19 protein-coding genes are annotated in these 21,020 nt (G+C 54.0%); 14 read left to right on the forward strand and 5 right to left on the reverse strand.

Annotated elements, in window-relative coordinates; genetic code table 11:
* From leuC to IE073_RS12985, 5 genes are all read left to right on the forward strand, one after another.
* Positions 1-1,395: a 3-isopropylmalate dehydratase large subunit gene (gene leuC / locus IE073_RS12965; protein ID WP_189586890.1), complete on the forward strand. Its 1,395-nt coding sequence runs from the start codon at positions 1-3 to the stop codon at positions 1,393-1,395.
* The gene (leuD, locus tag IE073_RS12970; protein WP_189586892.1) at positions 1,392-1,973 is read left to right on the forward strand and encodes a 3-isopropylmalate dehydratase small subunit; all 582 of its coding nucleotides are present in this window, start codon (positions 1,392-1,394) and stop codon (positions 1,971-1,973) included. The genes leuC and leuD overlap by 4 nt, the downstream gene beginning before the upstream one ends.
* Entirely contained in the window at positions 1,966-3,021 is a 1,056-nt protein-coding gene (gene leuB, locus IE073_RS12975; RefSeq protein ID WP_233350081.1) for a 3-isopropylmalate dehydrogenase, read from the forward strand. Before leuD ends, leuB begins: the two co-directional genes overlap by 8 nt.
* Positions 3,008-4,546: a threonine ammonia-lyase, biosynthetic gene (ilvA, locus tag IE073_RS12980; RefSeq protein WP_189586895.1), complete on the forward strand. Its 1,539-nt coding sequence runs from the start codon at positions 3,008-3,010 to the stop codon at positions 4,544-4,546. Before leuB ends, ilvA begins: the two co-directional genes overlap by 14 nt.
* A gap of 109 nt (positions 4,547-4,655) precedes the next feature.
* The gene (locus tag IE073_RS12985) at positions 4,656-4,820 is read left to right on the forward strand and encodes a hypothetical protein (RefSeq protein WP_189586897.1); all 165 of its coding nucleotides are present in this window, start codon (positions 4,656-4,658) and stop codon (positions 4,818-4,820) included.
* Here IE073_RS12985 and IE073_RS12990 read toward each other — a convergent pair.
* Positions 4,817-6,019, reverse strand: coding sequence for an MBL fold metallo-hydrolase (locus tag IE073_RS12990; RefSeq protein ID WP_233350083.1), 1,203 nt, complete (start codon positions 6,017-6,019; stop codon positions 4,817-4,819). The two genes, IE073_RS12985 and IE073_RS12990, sit on opposite strands and share 4 nt — an antisense overlap.
* A 66-nt stretch (positions 6,020-6,085) precedes the next feature.
* Here IE073_RS12990 and IE073_RS12995 point away from each other — a divergent pair, with 66 nt between their 5' ends.
* From IE073_RS12995 to IE073_RS13005, 3 genes are all read left to right on the forward strand, one after another.
* On the forward strand, positions 6,086-7,678 hold the full coding sequence (locus IE073_RS12995) for a carboxyl transferase domain-containing protein (RefSeq protein WP_189586899.1): 1,593 nt from the start codon (positions 6,086-6,088) through the stop codon (positions 7,676-7,678).
* Between the two features lie 75 nt (positions 7,679-7,753).
* Positions 7,754-9,787 carry an acetyl/propionyl/methylcrotonyl-CoA carboxylase subunit alpha gene (locus IE073_RS13000; protein ID WP_189586901.1) on the forward strand — a complete coding sequence of 678 codons (2,034 nt, stop codon included), beginning with the start codon at positions 7,754-7,756 and terminating at the stop codon, positions 9,785-9,787.
* Entirely contained in the window at positions 9,788-10,960 is a 1,173-nt protein-coding gene (locus IE073_RS13005) for an isovaleryl-CoA dehydrogenase (RefSeq protein ID WP_189586903.1), read from the forward strand. It abuts the gene before it with no gap.
* A 154-nt stretch (positions 10,961-11,114) separates the two neighbouring features.
* Here IE073_RS13005 and IE073_RS13010 read toward each other — a convergent pair whose 3' ends face one another.
* Positions 11,115-11,726, reverse strand: a complete 612-nt coding sequence (locus IE073_RS13010) for a nitroreductase family protein (protein WP_189586906.1) — start codon at positions 11,724-11,726, stop codon at positions 11,115-11,117.
* Positions 11,727-12,185: 459 nt separating this feature from the next.
* Here IE073_RS13010 and IE073_RS13015 point away from each other — a divergent pair, with 459 nt between their 5' ends.
* From IE073_RS13015 to IE073_RS13040, 6 genes are all read left to right on the forward strand, one after another.
* Positions 12,186-12,653 carry a RidA family protein gene (locus IE073_RS13015; protein WP_189586908.1) on the forward strand — a complete coding sequence of 156 codons (468 nt, stop codon included), beginning with the start codon at positions 12,186-12,188 and terminating at the stop codon, positions 12,651-12,653.
* A gap of 9 nt (positions 12,654-12,662) precedes the next feature.
* Positions 12,663-13,817, forward strand: a complete 1,155-nt coding sequence (locus tag IE073_RS13020) for a GNAT family N-acetyltransferase (protein ID WP_189586909.1) — start codon at positions 12,663-12,665, stop codon at positions 13,815-13,817.
* Positions 13,818-13,868: 51 nt separating this feature from the next.
* Complete coding sequence (locus IE073_RS13025) at positions 13,869-14,285, forward strand: hypothetical protein (protein WP_233350085.1); 417 nt, start codon at positions 13,869-13,871, stop codon at positions 14,283-14,285.
* Positions 14,282-14,716 carry an HIT family protein gene (locus tag IE073_RS13030; protein WP_189586913.1) on the forward strand — a complete coding sequence of 145 codons (435 nt, stop codon included), beginning with the start codon at positions 14,282-14,284 and terminating at the stop codon, positions 14,714-14,716. Before IE073_RS13025 ends, IE073_RS13030 begins: the two co-directional genes overlap by 4 nt.
* Positions 14,717-16,393 carry a DUF8614 domain-containing protein gene (locus IE073_RS13035; RefSeq protein WP_189586915.1) on the forward strand — a complete coding sequence of 559 codons (1,677 nt, stop codon included), beginning with the start codon at positions 14,717-14,719 and terminating at the stop codon, positions 16,391-16,393.
* 71 nt (positions 16,394-16,464) lie between these two features.
* A complete protein-coding gene (locus IE073_RS13040) occupies positions 16,465-16,881 on the forward strand; it encodes an ACT domain-containing protein (RefSeq protein ID WP_189586917.1) in 417 nt (138 codons plus the stop codon).
* 546 nt (positions 16,882-17,427) lie between these two features.
* On the opposite strand, the gene IE073_RS13045 is transcribed toward IE073_RS13040, so the two are convergent.
* From IE073_RS13045 to rimM, 3 genes are all read right to left on the reverse strand, one after another.
* Positions 17,428-17,892 carry a hypothetical protein gene (locus IE073_RS13045; protein WP_189586919.1) on the reverse strand — a complete coding sequence of 155 codons (465 nt, stop codon included), beginning with the start codon at positions 17,890-17,892 and terminating at the stop codon, positions 17,428-17,430.
* Between the two features lie 13 nt (positions 17,893-17,905).
* Complete coding sequence (ptsP, locus tag IE073_RS13050; protein ID WP_189587117.1) at positions 17,906-20,128, reverse strand: phosphoenolpyruvate--protein phosphotransferase; 2,223 nt, start codon at positions 20,126-20,128, stop codon at positions 17,906-17,908.
* Between the two features lie 179 nt (positions 20,129-20,307).
* Entirely contained in the window at positions 20,308-20,931 is a 624-nt protein-coding gene (gene rimM, locus IE073_RS13055; protein WP_189586921.1) for a ribosome maturation factor RimM, read from the reverse strand.
* Between the last annotated feature and the right edge of the window lie 89 nt (positions 20,932-21,020).

Here is a 21,020-nt window from a genome sequence, read left to right on the forward strand (position 1 = left end):
ATGGCTCAAACTCTCTTCGACAAAGTCTGGAACCGCCACGTTGTTGTGCCCGAGACGGACGCGCATCCTGCGACGCTGTATATCGACCTGCACCTCATCCATGAAGTGACGTCACCGCAAGCCTTTACGGTTCTGCGTGAGCGTGGCCTGAAGGTACGGCGTCCTGATCGCACATTGGCGACGATTGACCATTCGACACCGACCCTCATTAACGCAGATGGCTCTCGCCCCTACGTGACCGAGCAAGCGGGCAAGCAAGTCGAAATGTTACTGGCCAATACCGCCGAGCACGGAATTGAAACCCATGGCTGGGAGTCGGCCAACCGCGGCGTTGTCCATGTTATGGGTCCAGAGCTGGGCGCGACACAGCCCGGCATGACGATTGTCTGCGGCGATAGCCACACCTCAACCCATGGCGCGTTCGGCGCGATTGCCTTCGGCATCGGCACCACACAGGTCGGGCATGTTCTGGCGAACCAATCTATCCTGATGCGCAAACCCAAGACCATGGCGATTGAGGTCAATGGCGAGCTGCAAGCAGGCGTCACGCCCAAAGATGTTATCCTCGCGATTATCGCCAAAATCGGCGTGGGCGGCGGAACGGGCTATGCGCTGGAATATCGCGGCAATGTCTTTGAAGAAATGAGCATGGATGGCCGCATGACGGTCTGTAACATGTCTATCGAAGCGGGCGCGCGTTGTGGCATGATTGCCCCAGATGTGACGACATTTAATTATCTCGAAGGCCGTAAATTCGCACCTGCTGACTATGACGCGGCTTGCGAGGACTGGGCATCTTTGGCGACAGATGATGGCGCGACTTTCGACAAGGTTGTCACCATGCGGGCCGAAGATATCCGCCCTATGATCACCTATGGCACACATCCTGGGATGGCGATGCCGATTGATGCGCTGGTTCCGATTGCCGCCGACGAGACAGAAGCTGCAGCATTAAATTATATGCAAGTCACTGGCGGTGAACGCATGACGGGCTTGCGCGTGGACCGCGTCTTTATTGGGTCCTGCACGAATGCGCGGATCGAAGACATGCGCGCCGCAGCGGGCGTTCTCGCAGGGCGCAAGGTCGCAGACCACGTGACAGCCATCGTCGTACCCGGCAGTGAGCAAGTTAAAATCGAAGCTGAAGCCGAAGGCCTGCATGAGGTCATCATGGCCTCTGGCGCAGAATGGCGAGAGCCGGGATGTTCCATGTGTATTGCAATGAATGGCGACAAGGCCGCCCCGGGAGAGCTGGTTGTGTCGACATCGAACCGTAACTTCGCTGGTCGACAAGGCCCTGGAGCGCGGACAGTTTTGGCCTCCCCTGAAACCGCCGCTGCCGCCGCCGTCATGGGCGTCATCACTGATGCCCGCACATTGGGAGCCGCAGCATGAGCTTTCAGCCCCTAAAAACGATCACGTCGACAACATTGGTTCTGTCAGCGGAGAATATCGATACGGATCAAATCATTCCCGCCCGTTTCCTGACGGTGACGTCCCGCGAAGGTTTGGGCAAACATGCCTTTAATGATTGGCGCTATCATGATGATGGGTCGGAAACAGATCACCAGTTAAATAGCGACGCGGCGAAGGCTTGCCAAATTCTGGTCGGCGGACATAATTTCGGTTGCGGGTCCTCACGCGAACACGCCCCTTGGTCGCTCACCGATTACGGCTTGCGTGTAGTGATTAGTTCGGAGATCGCTGATATTTTTCGCGGCAATAGTTTGAAGAACGGCCTCCTGCCAGTTGTGATCGAAAAACGCGCACACGAATGGTTGCTCGACAATCCCGGCGCGGAAGTGACCGTAGATTTGGACGCCTGTGAAGTGCGCCTACCGCGCAATGGCGGGACCTATAAATTTGAAATTGATGCCTTCTCTCGGCACTGCCTGATGGAGGGCGTAGACGAGATGGGCTACCTGCAAGGGCAATCCGATGCGATTGCAGAGTATGAGGCAAAACGTGGCTGAGATTCATTTCACATATCTTCCGGGTGACGGAATTGGCCCTGAAGTAGGCGCTGCGTCGATCGCGGTATTAAATGCGGTTGCGACCAAGTTTGGCCATAGCCTTAACATCGAGGAGCACCTGATTGGCGGCGCGGCGATTGATGCGGGATTGAAACCGCTTCCCGATGCGAGTTTCGAGTCCTGTCAACGCACGGGCGCCATGCTGCTGGGCGCTGTCGGGGGACCGAAATGGGATTTTTTGAAAGGCGCCGAACGGCCAGAACTAGGATCCCTTCTGCCTCTGCGGAAAAATTTGAACCTCTATGCCAATATCCGTCCGTGCAAACCCTACCCCGCGCTGATCGATCGTGCGCCATTGAAACGCGAACGTCTGGAAGGCGTCGATTTTGTTGTCATGCGTGAGCTGACAGGCGGCATTTATTTTGGCGATAAAGGCCGGGATGAACGCGGCGCATATGACGAATGCCGCTATAGCGAGGCCGAAGTCCGCCGTATTGCGATCAAAGCATTCGACCTTGCCATGACACGTCGCAAGAAAGTGACCAGCGTTGATAAATCCAACGTCTTGGAAACCTCCCGCCTGTGGCGCGAGGCTGTGATCGATGTCGCGAAATCCTATCCTGAGGTCGAGTTAGAACACCTGCTTGTTGATGCGATGACGATGCACATGCTGACCAATGCCCAGAGTTTTGACGTTGTTCTGACTGAAAATATGTTTGGCGATATCCTGACAGATGAAGCGTCGGTTCTGTGTGGGTCCATGGGCGTCATTCCGTCGGCGTCGCTCTCGGACGGCGGCATGGGCATGTATGAGCCTATTCACGGCAGCGCACCCGATATCGCAGGCCAAGGCAAAGCCAACCCGCTCGCGATGATCCTATCAGCCGCATGGATGCTTCGCCTGAGTTTCGGCCTCGAAGCCGAAGCCACTGCCATTGAAGACGCTGTGTCTGCGGCGTTGGAGAAAGAGCAAACAACGGGCGATTTAGGTGGCGCGCTGAGCACCGCCCAAGTCGGTGCGTGGATCGCGGAATATGTCCAAAACTAACTCTCCAACTGTAAATTTGGATGATCTGTGCGCGCGCATTGATGCGGCGCAGGTTTATGGGCTGGCCCGACGTACACCGACGGAATACGCACCAAAATTGTCCAAGGCTTTGGGCCGCGATATTTGGTTCAAACGCGAAGATTTACAGGACGTGTTCTCCTTTAAAATTAGAGGGGCCGCCAATCGTATTTCTGGTTTGAATGATGATGAGCGCGCACGCGGCGTCGTGGCCGCTAGTGCTGGTAACCACGCGCAGGGTGTTGCGGCTGCGGCACGTCACTATGATACGCAGGCCATCATCTTCATGCCAATCACGACCCCGCCAATCAAAGTCGCTGCTGTTGAAGCCATGGGTGCAGCAACGCGACTGACGGGCGACAATTACGACGAAGCCTGTGCGGCCGCGATTGCACACGCCAATGCGACCGGTGCCGTCTTTGTACATCCATTCGACGAACCAGAAGTCATTGCGGGCCAAGGCACGGTTGGCAAAGAAATTTTAGAGCAGATGCCGCGCACACCCAGCGCCGTCTATGTCTGCACGGGTGGTGGCGGCCTTGTCTCTGGCATAGGGGCCTATTTCGATCGCCATGCACCCCAGACCCAAGTCATCGCTGTAGAACCTGCTGGGGCGCAAACTTTAGGAGCAGCTTTAAAAGCTGGCGGACCTATCGCCTTAGATAACGTCGACGGCTTTGCCGATGGTGTGGCCGTGCGCACATTTGGCGCCTTAACCTATCAGATCTGCACCCAAGTCGTTGATCAACACATGTCAGTAACGAATGATGAAATTTGTGCGGCTGTGCGCGATATATTTGAAGCCACCCGCACAGTTGTGGAGCCTGCGGGTGCAGTCGGCCTAGCCGGAGCTATCAAACATATTCGATCTGGTGACGCCCCCGATGGAGATTTGGTTGTCACGATCTCTGGGGCCAATGTAAATTTTGATCGCATAGGTCACATGGTCGATCGCGCCGAATTTGGTGCTGGCGAAGAAATGCTTTTTGCGGCGACGATTCCAGAGCAAGCGGGCGCGTTCCTCAATTTTGTACGCGCCTTGGGCCAACGCGCCGTGACGGAATTTAACTATCGTTTTGCCGATAGTGCGGAAGCGCATGTTTTGGTCGGTTTAAAGACGCGTGATTTAACAGATCGCGCGCAGGTCATTACCGATATGGCGGCGCAGAATATCAATGTGACGGACCTGTCTCACGATCGTCTGGCCAAACGCCATCTACGCCACATGGTTGGCGGGCGCGGTGATAATCAACCCGAAGCCGTTTATCGATTTGAATTCCCAGAGCGCCCCGGGGCCTTGACGCAATTCTTGGAAACGCTGGATGCGCGGTGGAATATTTCCCTGTTCCATTACTCCAATCATGGCGCGGCCGAGGGCCATGTGCTGTGTGGATTTCATGTCGCTGATGATGATATCGGGGCGCTTGAAGCCCAGCTAGGCGGCACAGGCTATCCGATGGCACGGGAGACAGACAACCCGGCCTATGGGTTCTTCCTCAGAGGTTAAACTTACAGAAACAGTCAAGGGTTGAGCGTCTCTCACGCGCATGTGATATCAGGATTCTTGACCGTTCAGTCTATATTCACATATAACGCTTGCAGACAGTGAGAGACTTATGACGAATTTGATTGATACATATTTGCTGAAATCAGGAATGCCCAAGGACGAACTTTGCAAAATTGGTCGGGCAAAGCGGGCTTTTTACTATTATGGCATGGGAACATTAGCCATTGTCGCGATTGCCCTTGGCACCCTCGGCCTCTTTAAAATTTTCGGCTAAGCTGACGCCTTACCTGTCCATCCAGTACGCGTTTTATAAGTAAACTGCCCGCGATCATTCAAGCGACGGCTGATAACGCCTCGATTTTTCAAGCAATTTAAATGTGCGACGGATTCCCCGACCGCCATGATGCGGTTGCTATCATCAATTTTGCGACGGAATAGGGCGGAATAAACACCTGTTGCGAGACGCGGTTCACGACAATGCTCCGCCAGACGATCCAGTGCTTTTTCATGATGCTCAATGAGCTTTGCCAACCGTTTGTGCGCACCGCGAAACGGAATACCATGGGCCGGACATACTAAGACGTCTTCGGGCAACTCCGCAATGAGCAAGTGACAGGATGATATCCAATCTTCCAGTGGGTTGCCTTCGGGTTCAGTCGGCCAAACGGACACATTCGAGCTGATATTTGGCAAAAGCTGATCGCCCGTCAGCGCGACATTGAGTGACTCAGAATACAGACACGCATGTTCTGGGGAATGACCTGACCCGATGATAATGCGCCATTCATTCCCACCGATCATCCCGATTTCACCGCTAACCAAACGGTCATAGCTCTGCGGCAAAGGCGCGATGGCCTTGCCGAACCCACCAAAACGCATTTTATAAAGTTCGATTTGATCGTCGGTAAACCCGCATTTCCGGTAGAAGCGAATACCTTCTTCAGGGGCAGCTTTGCCGGTATCGGCCGCCATCAAACGACAGAGAAAATACTCGCCGCGTGTCATCAAAAGGGGCGCGCCAAATTTGCGACAGAGCCAACCAGCCAAGCCCGTATGGTCGGGATGGAGGTGTGTGCAAATGACCCGGTTCACGGGACGTCCGCCCAAAAGGTCAACGAAGTGCTTTTCCCAAATCTTCCGGCTTACTTTATCGCCAATGCCCGTATCGACAACGACCCATCCATCACCATCTTTTAGCGCCCAAAGATTGATGTGATTAAGCCCCCGCATTGGCAGCGGGAATCGCAACCAAAAAACGCCGGGTGCGACTTCCGTTGCACTGCCGTTTTCAGGGGCCTCCTCGGCAATAAAACTCAGACCGCGACCTTCGTAACCGCTTTCACGGACAAGCGATTGGTCGGCGGGAGTTTTTACGGCGGATCGGGTCATGGACGATAGATAAGCGATTGAAACGCAAATTACAGCAATGAATTGCGCATAGACAAGGTGCAGCGTCGCGGAGCGCATGGACATTGCGCAAGGCCCGACATAGTTTCTGGTAAAAGACCCCGTCTGGGGCAGACAAATTAGGTGGGACTTTTGCCAAAACTGGTTTCAAAAATAAATCCGGACAGCGAGGCCTTTCGCGCCAATCGCGAGGCTATGGACTCACTCGTAAAAGACCTCCGAGAAAAGGTCGCGACGATCTCCCAGGGCGGCTCAGAACGTGCCCGTGAGAAACATTTGGCCCGTGGCAAGCTGCTCCCCCGCGAACGCGTTGAGCGTATTTTGGACCCCGGAACGCCCTTCCTCGAGCTCAGCCAAATGGCGGCTTACGGCATGTATGACAATCAAGTTCCCAGCGCTGGAATGATCACAGGTATCGGCCGCGTTGCAGGTCGCGAAGTCATGATCATCTGCAATGATGCAACCGTCAAAGGCGGGACCTATTACCCGATTACTTGTGAAAAACAGGGGCGCGCGCAGGAAATCGCCCAAGAGAATAAACTGCCCTGTATCTATCTGGTCGATAGTGGCGGCGGAAACCTGCCGAACCAAGCTGAAATTTTTCCAGGCAAAGGCGACTTTGGCCGCTGTTTTTATAACCAGGCCAATATGAGCGCCGAAGGCATCGCCCAAATCGCCGTGGTCATGGGCTCATGCACCGCAGGCGGTGCCTATGTTCCCGCCATGGCGGACGAAAGCATTATCGTTGCCGACCAAGGGACGATCTTTCTGGCGGGACCGCCGCTGGTGAAATCAGCAACAGGCGAAGACATTGATGCCGAGAGCCTCGGCGGCGGCGCGCTTCATGCGCGGACGTCTGGCGTGGTCGATCATCTGGCCGCCAATGATGCACATGCGCTGCAAATGGCGCGGGATTGTATTGAGACTTTGGGCAAAGCAAATCTGTCTTACACCCCTGAGGAGTCACACGAACCACCTGCCTATGACATTGACGAGTTAGATGGCGTTGTTCCGTCTGATCTGCGCCAACCCTATGATTGCCGCGAGATCATTGCCCGCATAACGGACGGCTCAAAGTTTACCGAGTTCAAAAAAGAATTTGGCACAACGCTCGTTTGCGGCTTTGCCATGATCCACGGTTATCGCGTCGGCATACTTGGTAATAATGGCGTGTTGTTTTCCGACTCGGCTGTGAAAGGCGCACATTTCGTTGAGCTCTGCGCGCAACGTAAAATTCCGCTCGTGTTCTTGCAGAACATTACGGGCTTTATGGTTGGCTCCAAAGCCGAAGCGGGCGGCATCGCCAAACATGGCGCGAAGATGGTGCATGCTGTCGCCTGCGCCAAAGTCCCGAAATTTACGATCATTGTTGGTGGCAGCTACGGCGCGGGAAATTACGGCATGTGTGGACGGGCCTACTCGCCGCGCTTGCTCTTCATGTGGCCCAATGCGCGTATTTCCATCATGGGCGGGGAGCAAGCCGCAGATGTCCTGGCGACCGTCAATCGCGACGCAAGCACATGGACAGACGCCGAACGAGAGGCGTTCAAGCAACCGATCATCGAACAATTCGAACGCGAAGGTCATCCCTATTTTGCCAGCGCCCGCATTTGGGATGACGGCATCATCGCCCCCCGCGATACACGGCGAGTTTTGGGCCTAGGTTTGGCGATGGCGGCAAATGCACCGCTAGAGGAGACACGCTTCGGCGTGTTTAGGATGTGACGCAAACATTTGATCCCGTGAATCAAATGGCCAGGAACCGAGGCCGCAGGCATCGGCACCATAAGTAAGAGAAACATGACGAAATCAGTTATAAACATCAAAAAAATCCTGATCGCCAATCGCGGTGAAATTGCGTGCCGCGTGATTAAGACCGCGCGGAAAATGGGCATTGCGACTGTGGCTGTCTATTCGGACGCCGACCGCAAAGCGTTGCATGTGCGCCTCGCAGACGAGGCCGTACATATCGGTCCCAGCCCAGCGGTGGAGAGCTATCTCGTCATAGACAAAATCATCGCAGCGGCCGTAGAGACGGGCGCGGATGCGGTCCATCCCGGCTATGGTTTTCTATCGGAAAATCCAGATTTCGTCCGAGCGTGCGAAAAAGCGGGGCTCATTTTCATTGGGCCATCTGCCGAAGCCATGGAAGCCATGGGCCTGAAAGATGCCGCCAAGAAATTGATGGATGAGGCGGGTGTTCCGATCACCCCTGGCTACCACGGTAAAGACCAATCGCCGAAATTGCTGAAAGCGAAAGCCGGCATGATTGGCTATCCTGTCCTCATCAAAGCCGTCGCAGGCGGCGGCGGTAAGGGCATGCGCAAGGTCGAAGCGGACACCGATTTCGATGCGGCGCTCGCTAGCTGCAAACGCGAAGCCGCCAGCAGCTTTGGCAATGAAGATGTCCTGATCGAGAAATATATCCAAAGCCCGCGCCATATTGAAGTGCAGGTCTTTGGCGACACCCACGGGAACGTCGTTCACATGTTCGAGCGGGATTGCTCGCTGCAACGCCGCCACCAAAAAGTGATTGAGGAAGCCCCTGCCCCCGGCATGACAGACTCCGTCCGCAAAGCCATGACCGACGCCGCGATCAAAGCTGCAAAGGCTGTGAATTACGTTGGCGCAGGCACAGTCGAATTCATCGTTGACGGCTCAGGCAAACTCCGCACGGACGGGTTCTGGTTCATGGAAATGAACACTCGCCTGCAAGTGGAGCATCCCGTGACGGAGATGATTACGGGTTTGGATTTGGTCGAATGGCAGATACGGGTGGCGCAGGGCGAGAAATTGCCCGCTCAAGAGACGATCGAAATCAACGGCCATGCAGTTGAAGCGCGCCTTTACGCCGAGGATCCAATTGGCGGTTTCTTGCCTAGCACAGGAAAGATAGCGCATTTGTGGGACTTCGGAAGCCACGGACGTCATGACAGATTGCGAATTGATACAGGTTACAAAGCACCATCCGAAGTGACAATTCATTACGACCCGATGATCGCAAAAATTATTGGTCATGGGCGAGATCGCTCGTCGGCGATCCAAGAAGTTTTTTCGGGCCTAAATAAAATTTTCGTTCATCCGCTAAAGACTAATAGCTTCACAATTTTCGCTTGCTTGGACCATGATGAATTTTGGAACGAAAATTTATCGACGCATTTTTTCGAAACTTATAAAGACGACCTAATTCCATTCGACATCCGTGAAGATGATCGAGCCTATGGCATTTTAGCCCTAAAACTCGTCTCCTCGCTCACGACTTGTAACAACGATTGCCGGGACGCCAGTATCGAAGGTTTCAATCTCAGAGATGGTTGGCGGATGAACCGACCCGATAATTCTGTCTTCCGTTTCAAACGTGGTGACGGGATTTGCGAAGTAAAAATTATTGGCCGCTACGAGGGATTTGATAAAGTAGAGGTAGATGGAAAGCCTTACGTTTTCCAAGATATAGATTACCCGCCCGGAGGCACGATAAAGGAGAAGCTTGATTATCTTCACGCTTGGTATTTCATCAGAACAAAAGACTACATGATCTTAGACTTTCAGCGGGCGCTGTTTAAATTCGAAATTGCTGATGGGCATCTCGATCTGCTCGCAGCCTCCTCCGACGCCATAACCGCCCCCATGCCCGGCAAGATCATTGCGCTGAATGTCGCTATTGGCGACACAGTCTCCGAGGGGGACGCGCTTGTCGTCATGGAAGCTATGAAAATGGAACAAACGCTAACCGCGCCACGCGATGGCGTTGTGGCCGAAGTTGGGGCAGAGCTTGGCGAGCTTGTAACTGACGGCGCTGTCCTCGTCAGTCTTGAAAAAGAAGAGAAGAAATAGATGTCTACGACCTCCTACCCGACACTCGGCTTTGGCCATTCCGAAACCACCGAGATGATCCGCGAGACGGTGTATCAATTCTGCCAAGCCGAATTGATGCCCATCGCCAATGAGATTGACTCCAAGAATGAGTTTCCGCGCCACCTCTGGGAAAAAATGGGCGCGCTGGGCATGCACGGCATTACCGTGGATGAGGCAGATGGTGGATTGGGTCTTGGCTATCTGGAACACACGATCGCGATTGAGGAAGTCTCCCGCGCGTCGGCGTCCGTTGGCCTGTCATATGGCGCGCATTCGAACCTCTGCATCAACCAGCTCCGTCGTTGGGCGAACCCTGAACAGAAAGCCAAATATTTACCGAAGTTAATTAGCGGCGAACATTTGGGATCCCTTGCCATGTCGGAACCGTCTGCGGGTTCTGATGTTGTCTCCATGCGCCTCAAGGCTGAGTCCGCGCAGGGCGGCTATCTCCTGAACGGCAATAAAATGTGGATCACCAATGCGCCCACGGCCAACCTGTTGATCGTCTACGCCAAGACCGACCCCAGTGCAGGATCTCGCGGGATTACGGCATTCCTGATTACGCCGGATATGGAGGGTTTTTCGACAGCACAGAAACTCGACAAACTCGGCATGCGCGGCTCGGACACTTGCGAACTCGTCTTCGAAGATTGTTTCGTCTCAGAAGAAAACGTTATGGGCAAACCAGGCCAAGGCGTTGAAATTCTGATGTCGGGGTTGGACTATGAACGCGTGGTTCTATCGGCGGTTTCCACAGGTATCATGCAAGCCTGCCTCGATACGGTTTTGCCCTATATCCACGAACGCAAGCAATTCGGCAAAGCCATTGGCGAGTTCCAGCTCATGCAGGGGAAGCTGGCGGATATGTATGTCTCGCTCTCAACGGCGCGGTCTTATTCCTACGCCGTGGCGGCCGCTTGTGATCGCGGCGAAACTACCCGCAAAGATGCTGCGGGCTGTATTTTATACGCAGCTGAACGCGCCACGCAGGTCGCGCTGGACGCCATTCAAATGTTGGGCGGGAATGGATATATCAATGATTACCCAACGGGCCGTTTCCTGCGCGATGCGAAATTGATGGAGATTGGCGCAGGTACGTCAGAGATCAGACGCTGGCTGATCGGACGTGAGTTGTTCAACGAAACAACGTAATAATTTAGATTGGAAGAATGAAGCTCCCGACCACACGGGGCGCAATGGTGGCCAGGAGCTGTCAGTCAAGCTTTGCAGCTCGTCTGCGCCCCTTAATACCGAAATGTTTAGCGCTGTCACCCCATCTAGCTGTGGAAAACACAACTTTTGGGAATTATTTCGTCCAAAAACGCATCAACTTATTGAGATCAGGACGGGCGCGTGGCGAACTGTGCGCTGTTGTCGCACCGATATAGATATAGCCTGCAACACGTTCGCGCTCGGATAAACCCAAGGCTTTATTGATGCGCGCGTCATAGGCAAACCATTCGGTTAGCCATTGGGCGGCAAATCCATGAGCTTGCGCAGCCAGACATAAGTTAAAGCAAACTGCGCCTGCCGATAACTCCTGCTCCCAAACGGGTGTACCCCGCACGCAGTCAACCGGCGATGAGATCACGGCGACAACAAGCGGTGCGCGGGTCAGGCGAGCGCCCTCAAAAATTGCGCGGTCCGCAGGTGCGTCGGGGTTATCGGCCATGAACGCGCTGGCGATATGTTGGCCGAATTGACCCCGTGACTCGCCTTCGAAAATTGTAAACCGCCAAGGGGCTAATTTCCGGTGGTCGGGGACGCGGGCAGCGATTTCTAAAAGCGTGTCACGGGTCGAGGCATCAGGGCCTGGACCCTCCATCAGCTTTGCCATATTTGAACGTCGCGTCGCCAGAAAATCGATCAACTCTGGGCGGTGCGTTGGAAGCGGGAAATGTGTTGGCGTGTCGGTCATGACATCGACATAGCGCCTAGACGCTAGGTTTTAAACGCCTTAACCTCTCGAATGTGAGAAAAGACACTCAGCCAAAGCCCTGCTCAGGAAAGGTACGCATCTGTCCAAATTGCGCAGGGCGTTTTGGGGTCGCAGAGTTATCGGATTTTTTGTTTGGAGAACATTGGAATCGCCTGCGATGTTTCGATTGCAAAAGCTGGAACCGATTTTCAAAACCGTCTCTTATTAGGTTCCTCTTCTACGGGGCCCTTGCCCTACCGTTTCTAGCCTTTGCCTGTGTTCCAACTTTTATCTTGATTGAAATTGGGTACGAGTATGTGGTGCTAGGACGAAATCGAAGCGGCAGAGGGATTGGCATTGTTTTTATTGCGATGTTTTCTCCGGTCATGAGTTATTTCATGATCAAATACCTGATACAGACTCTTCGATTTATGTCTTTCACCTTGGAGCCTTTCACCCATGACACCCGAACAAAAACTAAGTGAACTTAGTCTCACCCTCCCGACACCTGCCGCGCCCGTCGCGAATTATGTACCCTTTGTTAAAAGCGGCAATCTCGTTTTCATATCGGGACAGATTTCGAAGATCGGCGATGAGGAAGTCAAAGGCCGATTGGGCGAAGGGTTGAGCGTTGAACAAGGCCAAGCCGCCGCCAAACTCTCCGCATTGAACCTCATCGCGCAGATGAAAGCCGCCTGCGGCGGCGACCTTTCAAAAGTCAAACGCATCGTCAAATTGGGCGGATTTGTTCAAGCCACAACAGACGCCACCCAAGCCGATATTCCCAAGGTCATTAATGGCTGTTCCGACCTCATGGTCGCGGTCTTTGGAGATGCGGGTCGTCATGCGCGGTTCGCCGTCTCGGCCCCCAGCCTGCCACTGGATGTCGCAGTTGAAATCGATGCCGTTGTGGAGATTGACGCGTAAACAGGCGCTATGTCAGACCCTACCTATACTGCGCGCATTCTCACTCAAATTTCTGACGTCACGGCGTCTGACTGGGACGCGCTTATCCCGCATGGAACGCACCCGTTTCTCTCGCACCGCTTTTTACTCGCGGCGGAAGAAAGCGGCTGCGCGAGCGCGGAGACGGGCTGGATGCCGCGTCATATTTGGGTCGAGGACGATACAGGCACCGCCATTGGCGCCGCCCCGCTCTATGTGAAATCTCACAGCCAAGGCGAATATGTTTTTGATCACGCGTGGGCAGACGCCTTGGCGCGGGCGGGAATGGAATATTACCCCAAGCTGCAATGCTGCGTGCCTTTCACCCCTGCAACGGGGCCGCGTTTGCTGGCCGCGACGGAACTAGGTCGTCAAGCGGTCGCGGGGGCAATGATGCAAGCCTGCGTCGAATGGGATATGTCGGGTGTGCATTTGACATTCCTCACCCCACAAGATCGCCAGACATTGAGCGAGTTGGGCTTTGCTGCGCGGGAAGATCGACAGTTTCATTTCATCAACCGCGACTATGCCGATTTCGATGCGTTCCTCGCCAGTCTCAGCTCTCGCAAGCGCAAGAACATCCGCAAGGAACGCAAAGCCGCCCAAGAAGGCGTCACGATCAAGCGCCTAACAGGCGATGATCTGAAGGACGAACATTGGGACATTTTCTACCGCTGCTATCTTGATACCAGCCAGCGGAAATGGGGACGTCCCTATTTGAACCGCGAATTCTTTGATCGGATGCAGCAAACCATGCGCGATGATATTATTCTCGTCATGGCCTTCGGCAAAGGCGGCGCGATGGATGGAGACCCGATTGCGGCGGCTTTGAATTACATCGGCAGCGACGCGCTCTATGGTCGAAATTGGGGGGCTTTGATCGACAAGCCATTCTTGCATTTCGAGCTTTGTTACTACCAGGCGATTGAAGCTGGATTAGAGCTTGGTCTGCCGCGTGTCGAAGCGGGCGCGCAGGGCGAACATAAACTCGCGCGGGGCTATGAACCCGTCGTCACCCATTCTGCCCATTGGCTCGCCCACCCCGGTTTAATGGGCGCGGTGGAAGACTACCTGACCCGCGAACGCGCCGCGGTTGAATATGAGGTCAATATTTTGGCCGATCATACGCCGTTCAAGAAAGCCTAAATGCACCTCGCCCTATTTCATATAACGAATAATTGGGACGACGCACGGATCGTGCAATCTTATCTGGAATATTACGGGCTCAACCCTGTCATTCCCAATTACCTGCAACTCTCGATGAACCCGTTCAAGATCATGGCCTTTGGCGGGATCCGCATTTACTTGCCCGAGGACCAACTGGAGCTGGCGCAGGAAATCCGCGCCACGCAGGGGGAATACGAAAGCCCCGATCTGGAACCCATGTCAAAAAGCCTTGTCGGTATGAAAATTCGAACGGTGTTCGCCGCCCCTAACTATTTCGTCGTGGCGCTCATCGCCATATGTCCGCCGCTGCTGACTGCGATTTTCTGGGTGGCCCTTTTCCCGTGGCTTTATATGACACTCTATTGGTGGCTCTGCGCGGGGATTATTTGCATTCCGCTTCATGCAAGATACATAGCGGTACCACGTCTGAAAAAGGATACGGCATGAGCCTCCACGACCCCTATAATGATCAGAATATTTTCGCGAAGATTTTGCGCGGCGAGATGCCTTGCGCGAAAGTTTATGAGGATGGCGGAACGCTCGTCATCATGGACGCCTTCCCGCAATCGCGCGGTCATTGCTTGATTATCCCGCGCAATGCCTCAACCAATTTACTCGGAGTTTCGCCCAAAGATATTGGTCGCCTGTTCGGGACCGTACAGCGTGTCACGGTCGCGGTTGAGAAAGCCCTCAAACCTGACGGCATTGTCGTCACACAATTTAACGGCGCGCCCGCAGGGCAAACGGTGTTCCACACCCATGTTCATGTCATCCCGCGCTACGCGGATGTCGCGCTTGGCGCACATGCCAGTGAAATGGCGGACATGAACGAGCTGACTGAACTCGCAACACTCATCCGAAACGAATTGGAGAAATAAATGCGTTACTTCCTCACCACAATCGCCGCTGCCGCCTTGCTCGCAGGGTGTGAAAATGGCGCGTCTTTGAAGCCTTTAGATATGGACAAGGTCGTCGTCGAAGAGGGTGGCTATGACATCGATCGTCAATACGCCAAATTCGCCGAAGTTCCGATGAACCCTGATGTTTCGTTCCTGACCGACACGGAACGACGCGTCGTAAATAAGTTAATCGAAGCCAGTGATTACCTGTCCCAAATTTATCTGCTGCAACGCGGAGCGGATTACCCTGAACGTCGTGCGGAACTCGCCAAGACAGGCTCCGAGATCGAACTAGCGATGTTCGATCTGCATTACGGACCCTGTGATAGCTTGGAGGACGACAATACGGTTTTCACGGGCGACACACCTTGCCCCAAAGGTGGCGGCTTCTATCCCACGGATATGACTAAGGCTGAGTTCGAAAAATGGATCGCCGATCACCCCGCCGATAAAGCCGCTTTCACATCGGGTTATACCGTAATCCGCCGCACGGATGATGGTGGATTGAAAGCCATTCCCTATCACGTCGAATATGCGGAGTATTTGAAACCCGCAGCCGCGCTGATGCGCGAAGCGGCGGCCATTACAACCAATGCAAATCTCAAACGTTTCTTGACGCTGCGCGCTGATGCATTCCTATCAGATGATTATTTCGAAAGCGAAATGGCGTGGATGGATTTGGACGGCCCCATTGAGATCGCGATTGGCCCTTACGAAGTTTATGACGACGGATTATTCGCCTATAAAACGGCTTACGAAAGTTTCGTCACCGTCAAGAACCCAGAGGAATCTGCCGCGCTTGATAAATACAAAGACTTCTTAAAAGACATGGAGAAAAATCTTCCTGTTGAAGAGCGTTATAAAAATTTCGCACGCGGCTTTGAAAGTCCGATTGCCGTGACGTATCAAGTTCACGGTGGCGGCGATAATGAAAATGGCGTCCAGACAATTGCCTTCAACTTACCCAATGATGAGCGTGTCCGCGAAGCCAAAGGTGCGAAGAAGGTCATCCTCAACAATGTACTAGGCGCGAAATATGACCGTATCTTAGCCCCAATCGGCGAGCGCGTTTTGGTGGCCGATCAAGCCAAATTGACAGCGAAGAAATGGATGAGCCACAACACGCTCTTCCACGAACTTTCCCATTCACTGGGACCAGGTACGATCACCGTCGATGGCGAAACGACGACGGTTAATGCGCAGCTCAAAGAGCTATCCTCGGGTCTTGAAGAAGGCAAAGCCGACGTTATGGGGGCCTATAATATCCTCTATATGATGGATCGTGGCGAGCTGCCGATTGCGGAAAAAGAAGCTTATCTGGCGACATATTTTACGGGTAAATTCCGCTCCATGCGTTTCGGCACAGGCGCGGCCCACGCCAAAGGCGCGGCGTTCCAGTATAATTATATCCGCGAAGTCGGGGCCGCCGAGTGGTTGCCAGAAGAGGGCCGTTTCAAGCTTGATTTCGACAAGTTGGAACAGGCGATTTCTGACCTGACAGGCAAGGTCGTACGCATCCAAGGCGACGGGAATTACGACGCGGCCAAAGCATTTTTGGACCAGTATCTGCCGCTCGACGCGGCAGCAGAAACAGTCCTGAGCAACTTGGACGATATCCCCTATGATATCCGCCCGATCTATCCAGACGCGCTGTAAAGCTTATCGCTCCACCTGCTCACCCCGATGAAAGTCGGGGTGAGGGCATTACCCTATAAGGATATTTGAACATGACGGGGTCGACACATCTTCCAAATCTCTTGGCGTCCATGAGCCCTGAATTGCGAGACGAGACGTTTGTCTTTACTACCCTCGCGCCCGATGCGCCCGTCCCTGACCTTGGCGCCGTCATGCAATTTCAAGAAGCAGAAGGCCTCACACTCATCGCGCCTTTGGAGCGGGCCAAACAGCAAGGTTTGGCCTATGAGTTTCCGTGCCGCATGATTACGCTCAATATCTATTCGTCGCTGGAGGCCGTTGGGTTTCTAGCCGTTATTACGACCCATCTGGCGAAACTGAATGTCGGCGTAAATCCTGTCTCAGGATTTTACCATGATCACCTATTCGTCCCAGAAGACCGCGCCACAGATGTGATGACCGCTCTGATCGAATTGGCGCATAGCTATCGCGATCAGGATAGAAGTTAAACGCGAAAAGCCGACTCCAATCTCTTTCCCGTTTTCCATGAAGATAGAATCGAATGGTTTCAGAACCTTACAATTAAATCCAACTATCGTCTCCCCGCTTTCGGATTCTGTGTCATTTTAAAGCTGTCTTCTTTCAACGGGCGGTCATGTGCACATTGACAAAGTGCAGTTCTGTTTATTGAGAATCGAAAATTGGGCGAAGCTGGCCCATTTTTCGATACTCATTTGCCTAAAGCAAAACAGAATTGCACGGACCGGAAAGAAGCGACGCTTGTCATTGGAGGACGCTGGGTAATGTCAGTGAAATTGGGTGGCCTAACGCGAGCTGATTACCCCAAGACTGGGTTGTTCGGCCGTTAGTGGAAAAAGGCGTCGTCGCGTGGGTCCCTTCGGGGCCGAAAACATATTAGCTCTTTTCCGGTTCCGCCGGGCCCTTTGAATACCCACGCGAACATCCCGACTTTCGGGGCATTTTTCCAGACTAAAAGATACAGGAACCGAAATGGGTCTGAGGAGAGCAAAAGCGACGGCCTTGGGGTCGTCCGATCAGCCCGCTTGAGAAAACCGCAACTCATCCCCATCGATGAGGTCGACTTTTGCTGCGCAATTTTCACCATCTGCTTTGCAAAGAACTTCGGGGATTGTGAGCGTGTCAAATGCATCGCAGCTTTGGCCTTCCAAAATAACGCGCGCTTCAGAGCTCTCGCCCGCGGCTGCGGCTGGTGCAAACATATTGCCTTTGGTGTCATCCCCGGGCCCCGTCACGGTAAATCCAATCATGGTGACATTGACGTCGGCGTCTAATCCATTTTCCACGCGGATCGGCACGATACAGGCCCGAGGTTCGGCAACGGGATCGAGCAAGCGGAGCTGCACGATGCCCTCTTTCACAGCGATAACATCGACGGGGGCTGCTGTGTTCAGCTCTGTATCAGCCGTGACTTTGGTCTCATCCGTATTGGCCGGTTGGCAAGCGGCGAGAAGAAAAGCGGCTAGGCAAAAACGTTTCATAGGAGGGCTCGACTTAGATCGGGATAGCATTTTGGGCACAATAATCTTGGATGACACCGCGAAGGGATGAGGAACGGGACTCGATACTCATCTGCGGGATAAGGACCTTGGCGAGGTCATCTGCATCTAGTTTTAATAAGGCCGCTTTCACGGGACCGATCCCTGTGACAGGCATAGAGAGCGTCCGATATCCCAAGGCGGTCAATGCGACAGCTTCCAGCGGACGGCCCGCAATTTCACCGCAGACGGACACAGGGGTATCATTGGCTTTGCAGCGGTCAGAAATGAATTTCAGCACGGAAAGCGCCGCAGGATGAAGCGGATCATAACGGTCTGATACACGGGCATTGTCACGATCTGCGGCAAAGAAAAATTGCATCAGATCATTTGCGCCGACGCTCACAAAATCGGCGTGATCACAGACGGCCGAAACTTGCCACGCCAAGGAGGGCGTTTCGAGCATCACGCCCACTTCAACCTTTGCGGGGAGGTCTAAATCAAGTGACGCCGCGCGTTCAATTTCTCGATCAAAGAGCGCACGCGCTTGCATCATTTCATCCACGGTGGTCACCATGGGGAACATCACGCGTAAGTGCTTTCCAGCGCCTGCCGCCACCAAAGCCCGCAATTGATAGCGCATCAGGCCAGGGCGATCCAAAGCAATGCGAATGGCGCGCCACCCGATAGCTGGGTTTTCTTCGGGCACAGGGTCGATGTAAGGCAGGATTTTATCGCCGCCCAAATCGAGTGTACGGAAGGTCACAGGTCGAGTGCCCGCCGCCTCAATCGCCTGACGATAGAGCGCGGTTTGCTCTTTTAACTTCGGCATGAAGTCGCTGACCATGAATTGGAATTCAGTGCGGAATAGACCGATGCCATCAGCGCCAGCTTGATCAAGTTGCGGCAGATCAACGAGCAGGCCTGCGTTCAATTGCAGGGCGACCGCATGACCATCCTTCGTCACGGTCGGTTGGAATTTCAACGCGTCATAGGCGCGGGTCAGCTCGCCCTTCACATTCATGCGAAGGTTAAAGCTGTCCAAAATACTTGGCAGAGGACGAACATGTACGACGCCCGCTTCGCCATCCACCAGAACGGGATCGCCCGTTTCAATGATGTCCAAGATACCATCTGCTCGCCCGACCAATGGGATGCCTAAGGCGCGGCAAATAATGGCCGCATGAGACGTTGCAGAGCCTTCTTCAAGGACAATGCCACGCAGTTTTTTGCGGTCATAATCGAGCAGTTCTGCGGGACCCAATTCCCGTGCAAAGAGGATCGCGTCATCGGCGAGTTTTTTATTCCCGGGTCCGAGTTTTTCTCCGCTCAGCGCGCGGATCAAACGGTTGGCGAGATCTTCCAGATCATGCAGACGCGCGCGCAAATACGGGTCACGCGCCTTCATCAATCGCGCGCGGTGTTCGTTGCGCACACGTTCAACGGCCGCTTCAGAGGTCAGGCCTGACGACACCGCTTCGCGTAAGCGTCCGACCCATTTTCGGTCATAGGCGAACATGCGGTAGGTCTCGTAAATTTCTTTCGAGGCGCGAGAGAGCGACGCCGCCTCGCCCGACACCATGGCGTCCACACTGGCGCGCAGGATTGTAATTCCCTCTTCCAGTCGATGTTGTTCAACAGGAATATTTTCAGCCAACAGGTTTGCGGGCGCGACGGGCGGAAGATGTAGATGCGCCGAACCACGGATCAAACCGCCAGCGAAGGCTTTGCCCTGAACGGTCTCAGGTTTGGTTGGCGCAAGGGAAATGCCTTTAAGCGCGCCTTTTTTACCGCCCACACGTTCATCATCAATGATGATCTCGGCCAGAACCATCGCGACGGTCAGAAGGTCTTCAACCTCGGCCTCGGTGAAGGTGCGAACCCGGTTAGATTGAACAACCAAGACACCAAGCGTGCGACCGCCTCGCAGAATTGGCACGCCCAAGAAGCTCTTAAATGGGTCTTCGCCTGTTTCGGGGCGGTAGGAGAAAAGCGGGTGCGTCGGCGCATCAGCAAGGTTAAGCGGGCGCGCCGTCAATGCCACATGACCGACCAAACCTTCACCGGGTTTCATGCGCGTCTTATGAACCGCAGATTTGTTCAACCCTTCCGTCGCGGAGAGCTCTAGCTCAGAACCTGGCCGCAAGAGATAGATCGAAGCGACTTTGACAGCCATCGAAGATTGGATCGCGGCGACAAACGCGTTCAGCCGCTCCTGCACCGACTCGGTGCCGCCCATAACACCGCGAATCGCGCGCATCAGCTTGGGTGGCTTGGCCGTTATGTTGGGATCAACGTTCACCGCATTGTCTTAGCAGTCCAAAGCTGAAAAGGCCTATGAAAAACTGGGAAGGTTACGTGTTTTTGTCGGCCTGCTCGGAAATCAGGCGGAAACGGGAGACGTTAGACGTTAGACGTTTAGTCAATCGGCTCATTTGTTGCGGGGTCGTCAATTTCATTCTCGTCTGAGGCTTCAGCGTCAGTTTTATCCCAGTGGGGGTCGCGCCCCATGATGGGCTCTTCAATGTGAATGACAACGCGCCGCCCTTTGATGTCGACTTTGGGTACAGCCGTTTTTGTGAAGGGGTGAAAGAAGCTCGATTGCTTTTCCGCTGATTTAGGAGGCTGGATCTCCAACATGTCACCGGCTCCGAAATCATGGACGCTACGTATGGTGCCGACACGTTTTCCATCCGTGGTTTTCACGTCCAGACCGACGAGGTCCGTGTAATAGAAATCATCTTCATCGGGTTCCGGCAGAACAGAGCGAGGCACGAATAATTGCGTTCCGCGCATGGCCAAAGCTTGCTCGCGTGAGGTAATTTGCTCGGATCTCATAGTGAAGGCATTCCCGACGGGGCGAGGATTTTTGGGGACCAAGATTACCGTTCCATCCTCACCTAAGAGCGGACCATATTCGGCAAAATCTGATGGAACAGCAGTGAAGGATTTGACCTTCACCGCGCCATGCACACCATGCGCGCCAGCTATCACAGCCACACATGTAAGGTCTGTTGGGGATTTTGGTTGATCATCTGACATGGCCGGTCCCTATCCCTCGCCACCTATTTTAGCAAAGGTTTAATCAGACGCATGCGCTCTGAGAGCGCAGTGCATAACAACGACAAACT

The organism is Litorimonas cladophorae (assembly GCF_014652455.1).
GTDB lineage: Bacteria > Pseudomonadota > Alphaproteobacteria > Caulobacterales > Maricaulaceae > Litorimonas > Litorimonas cladophorae.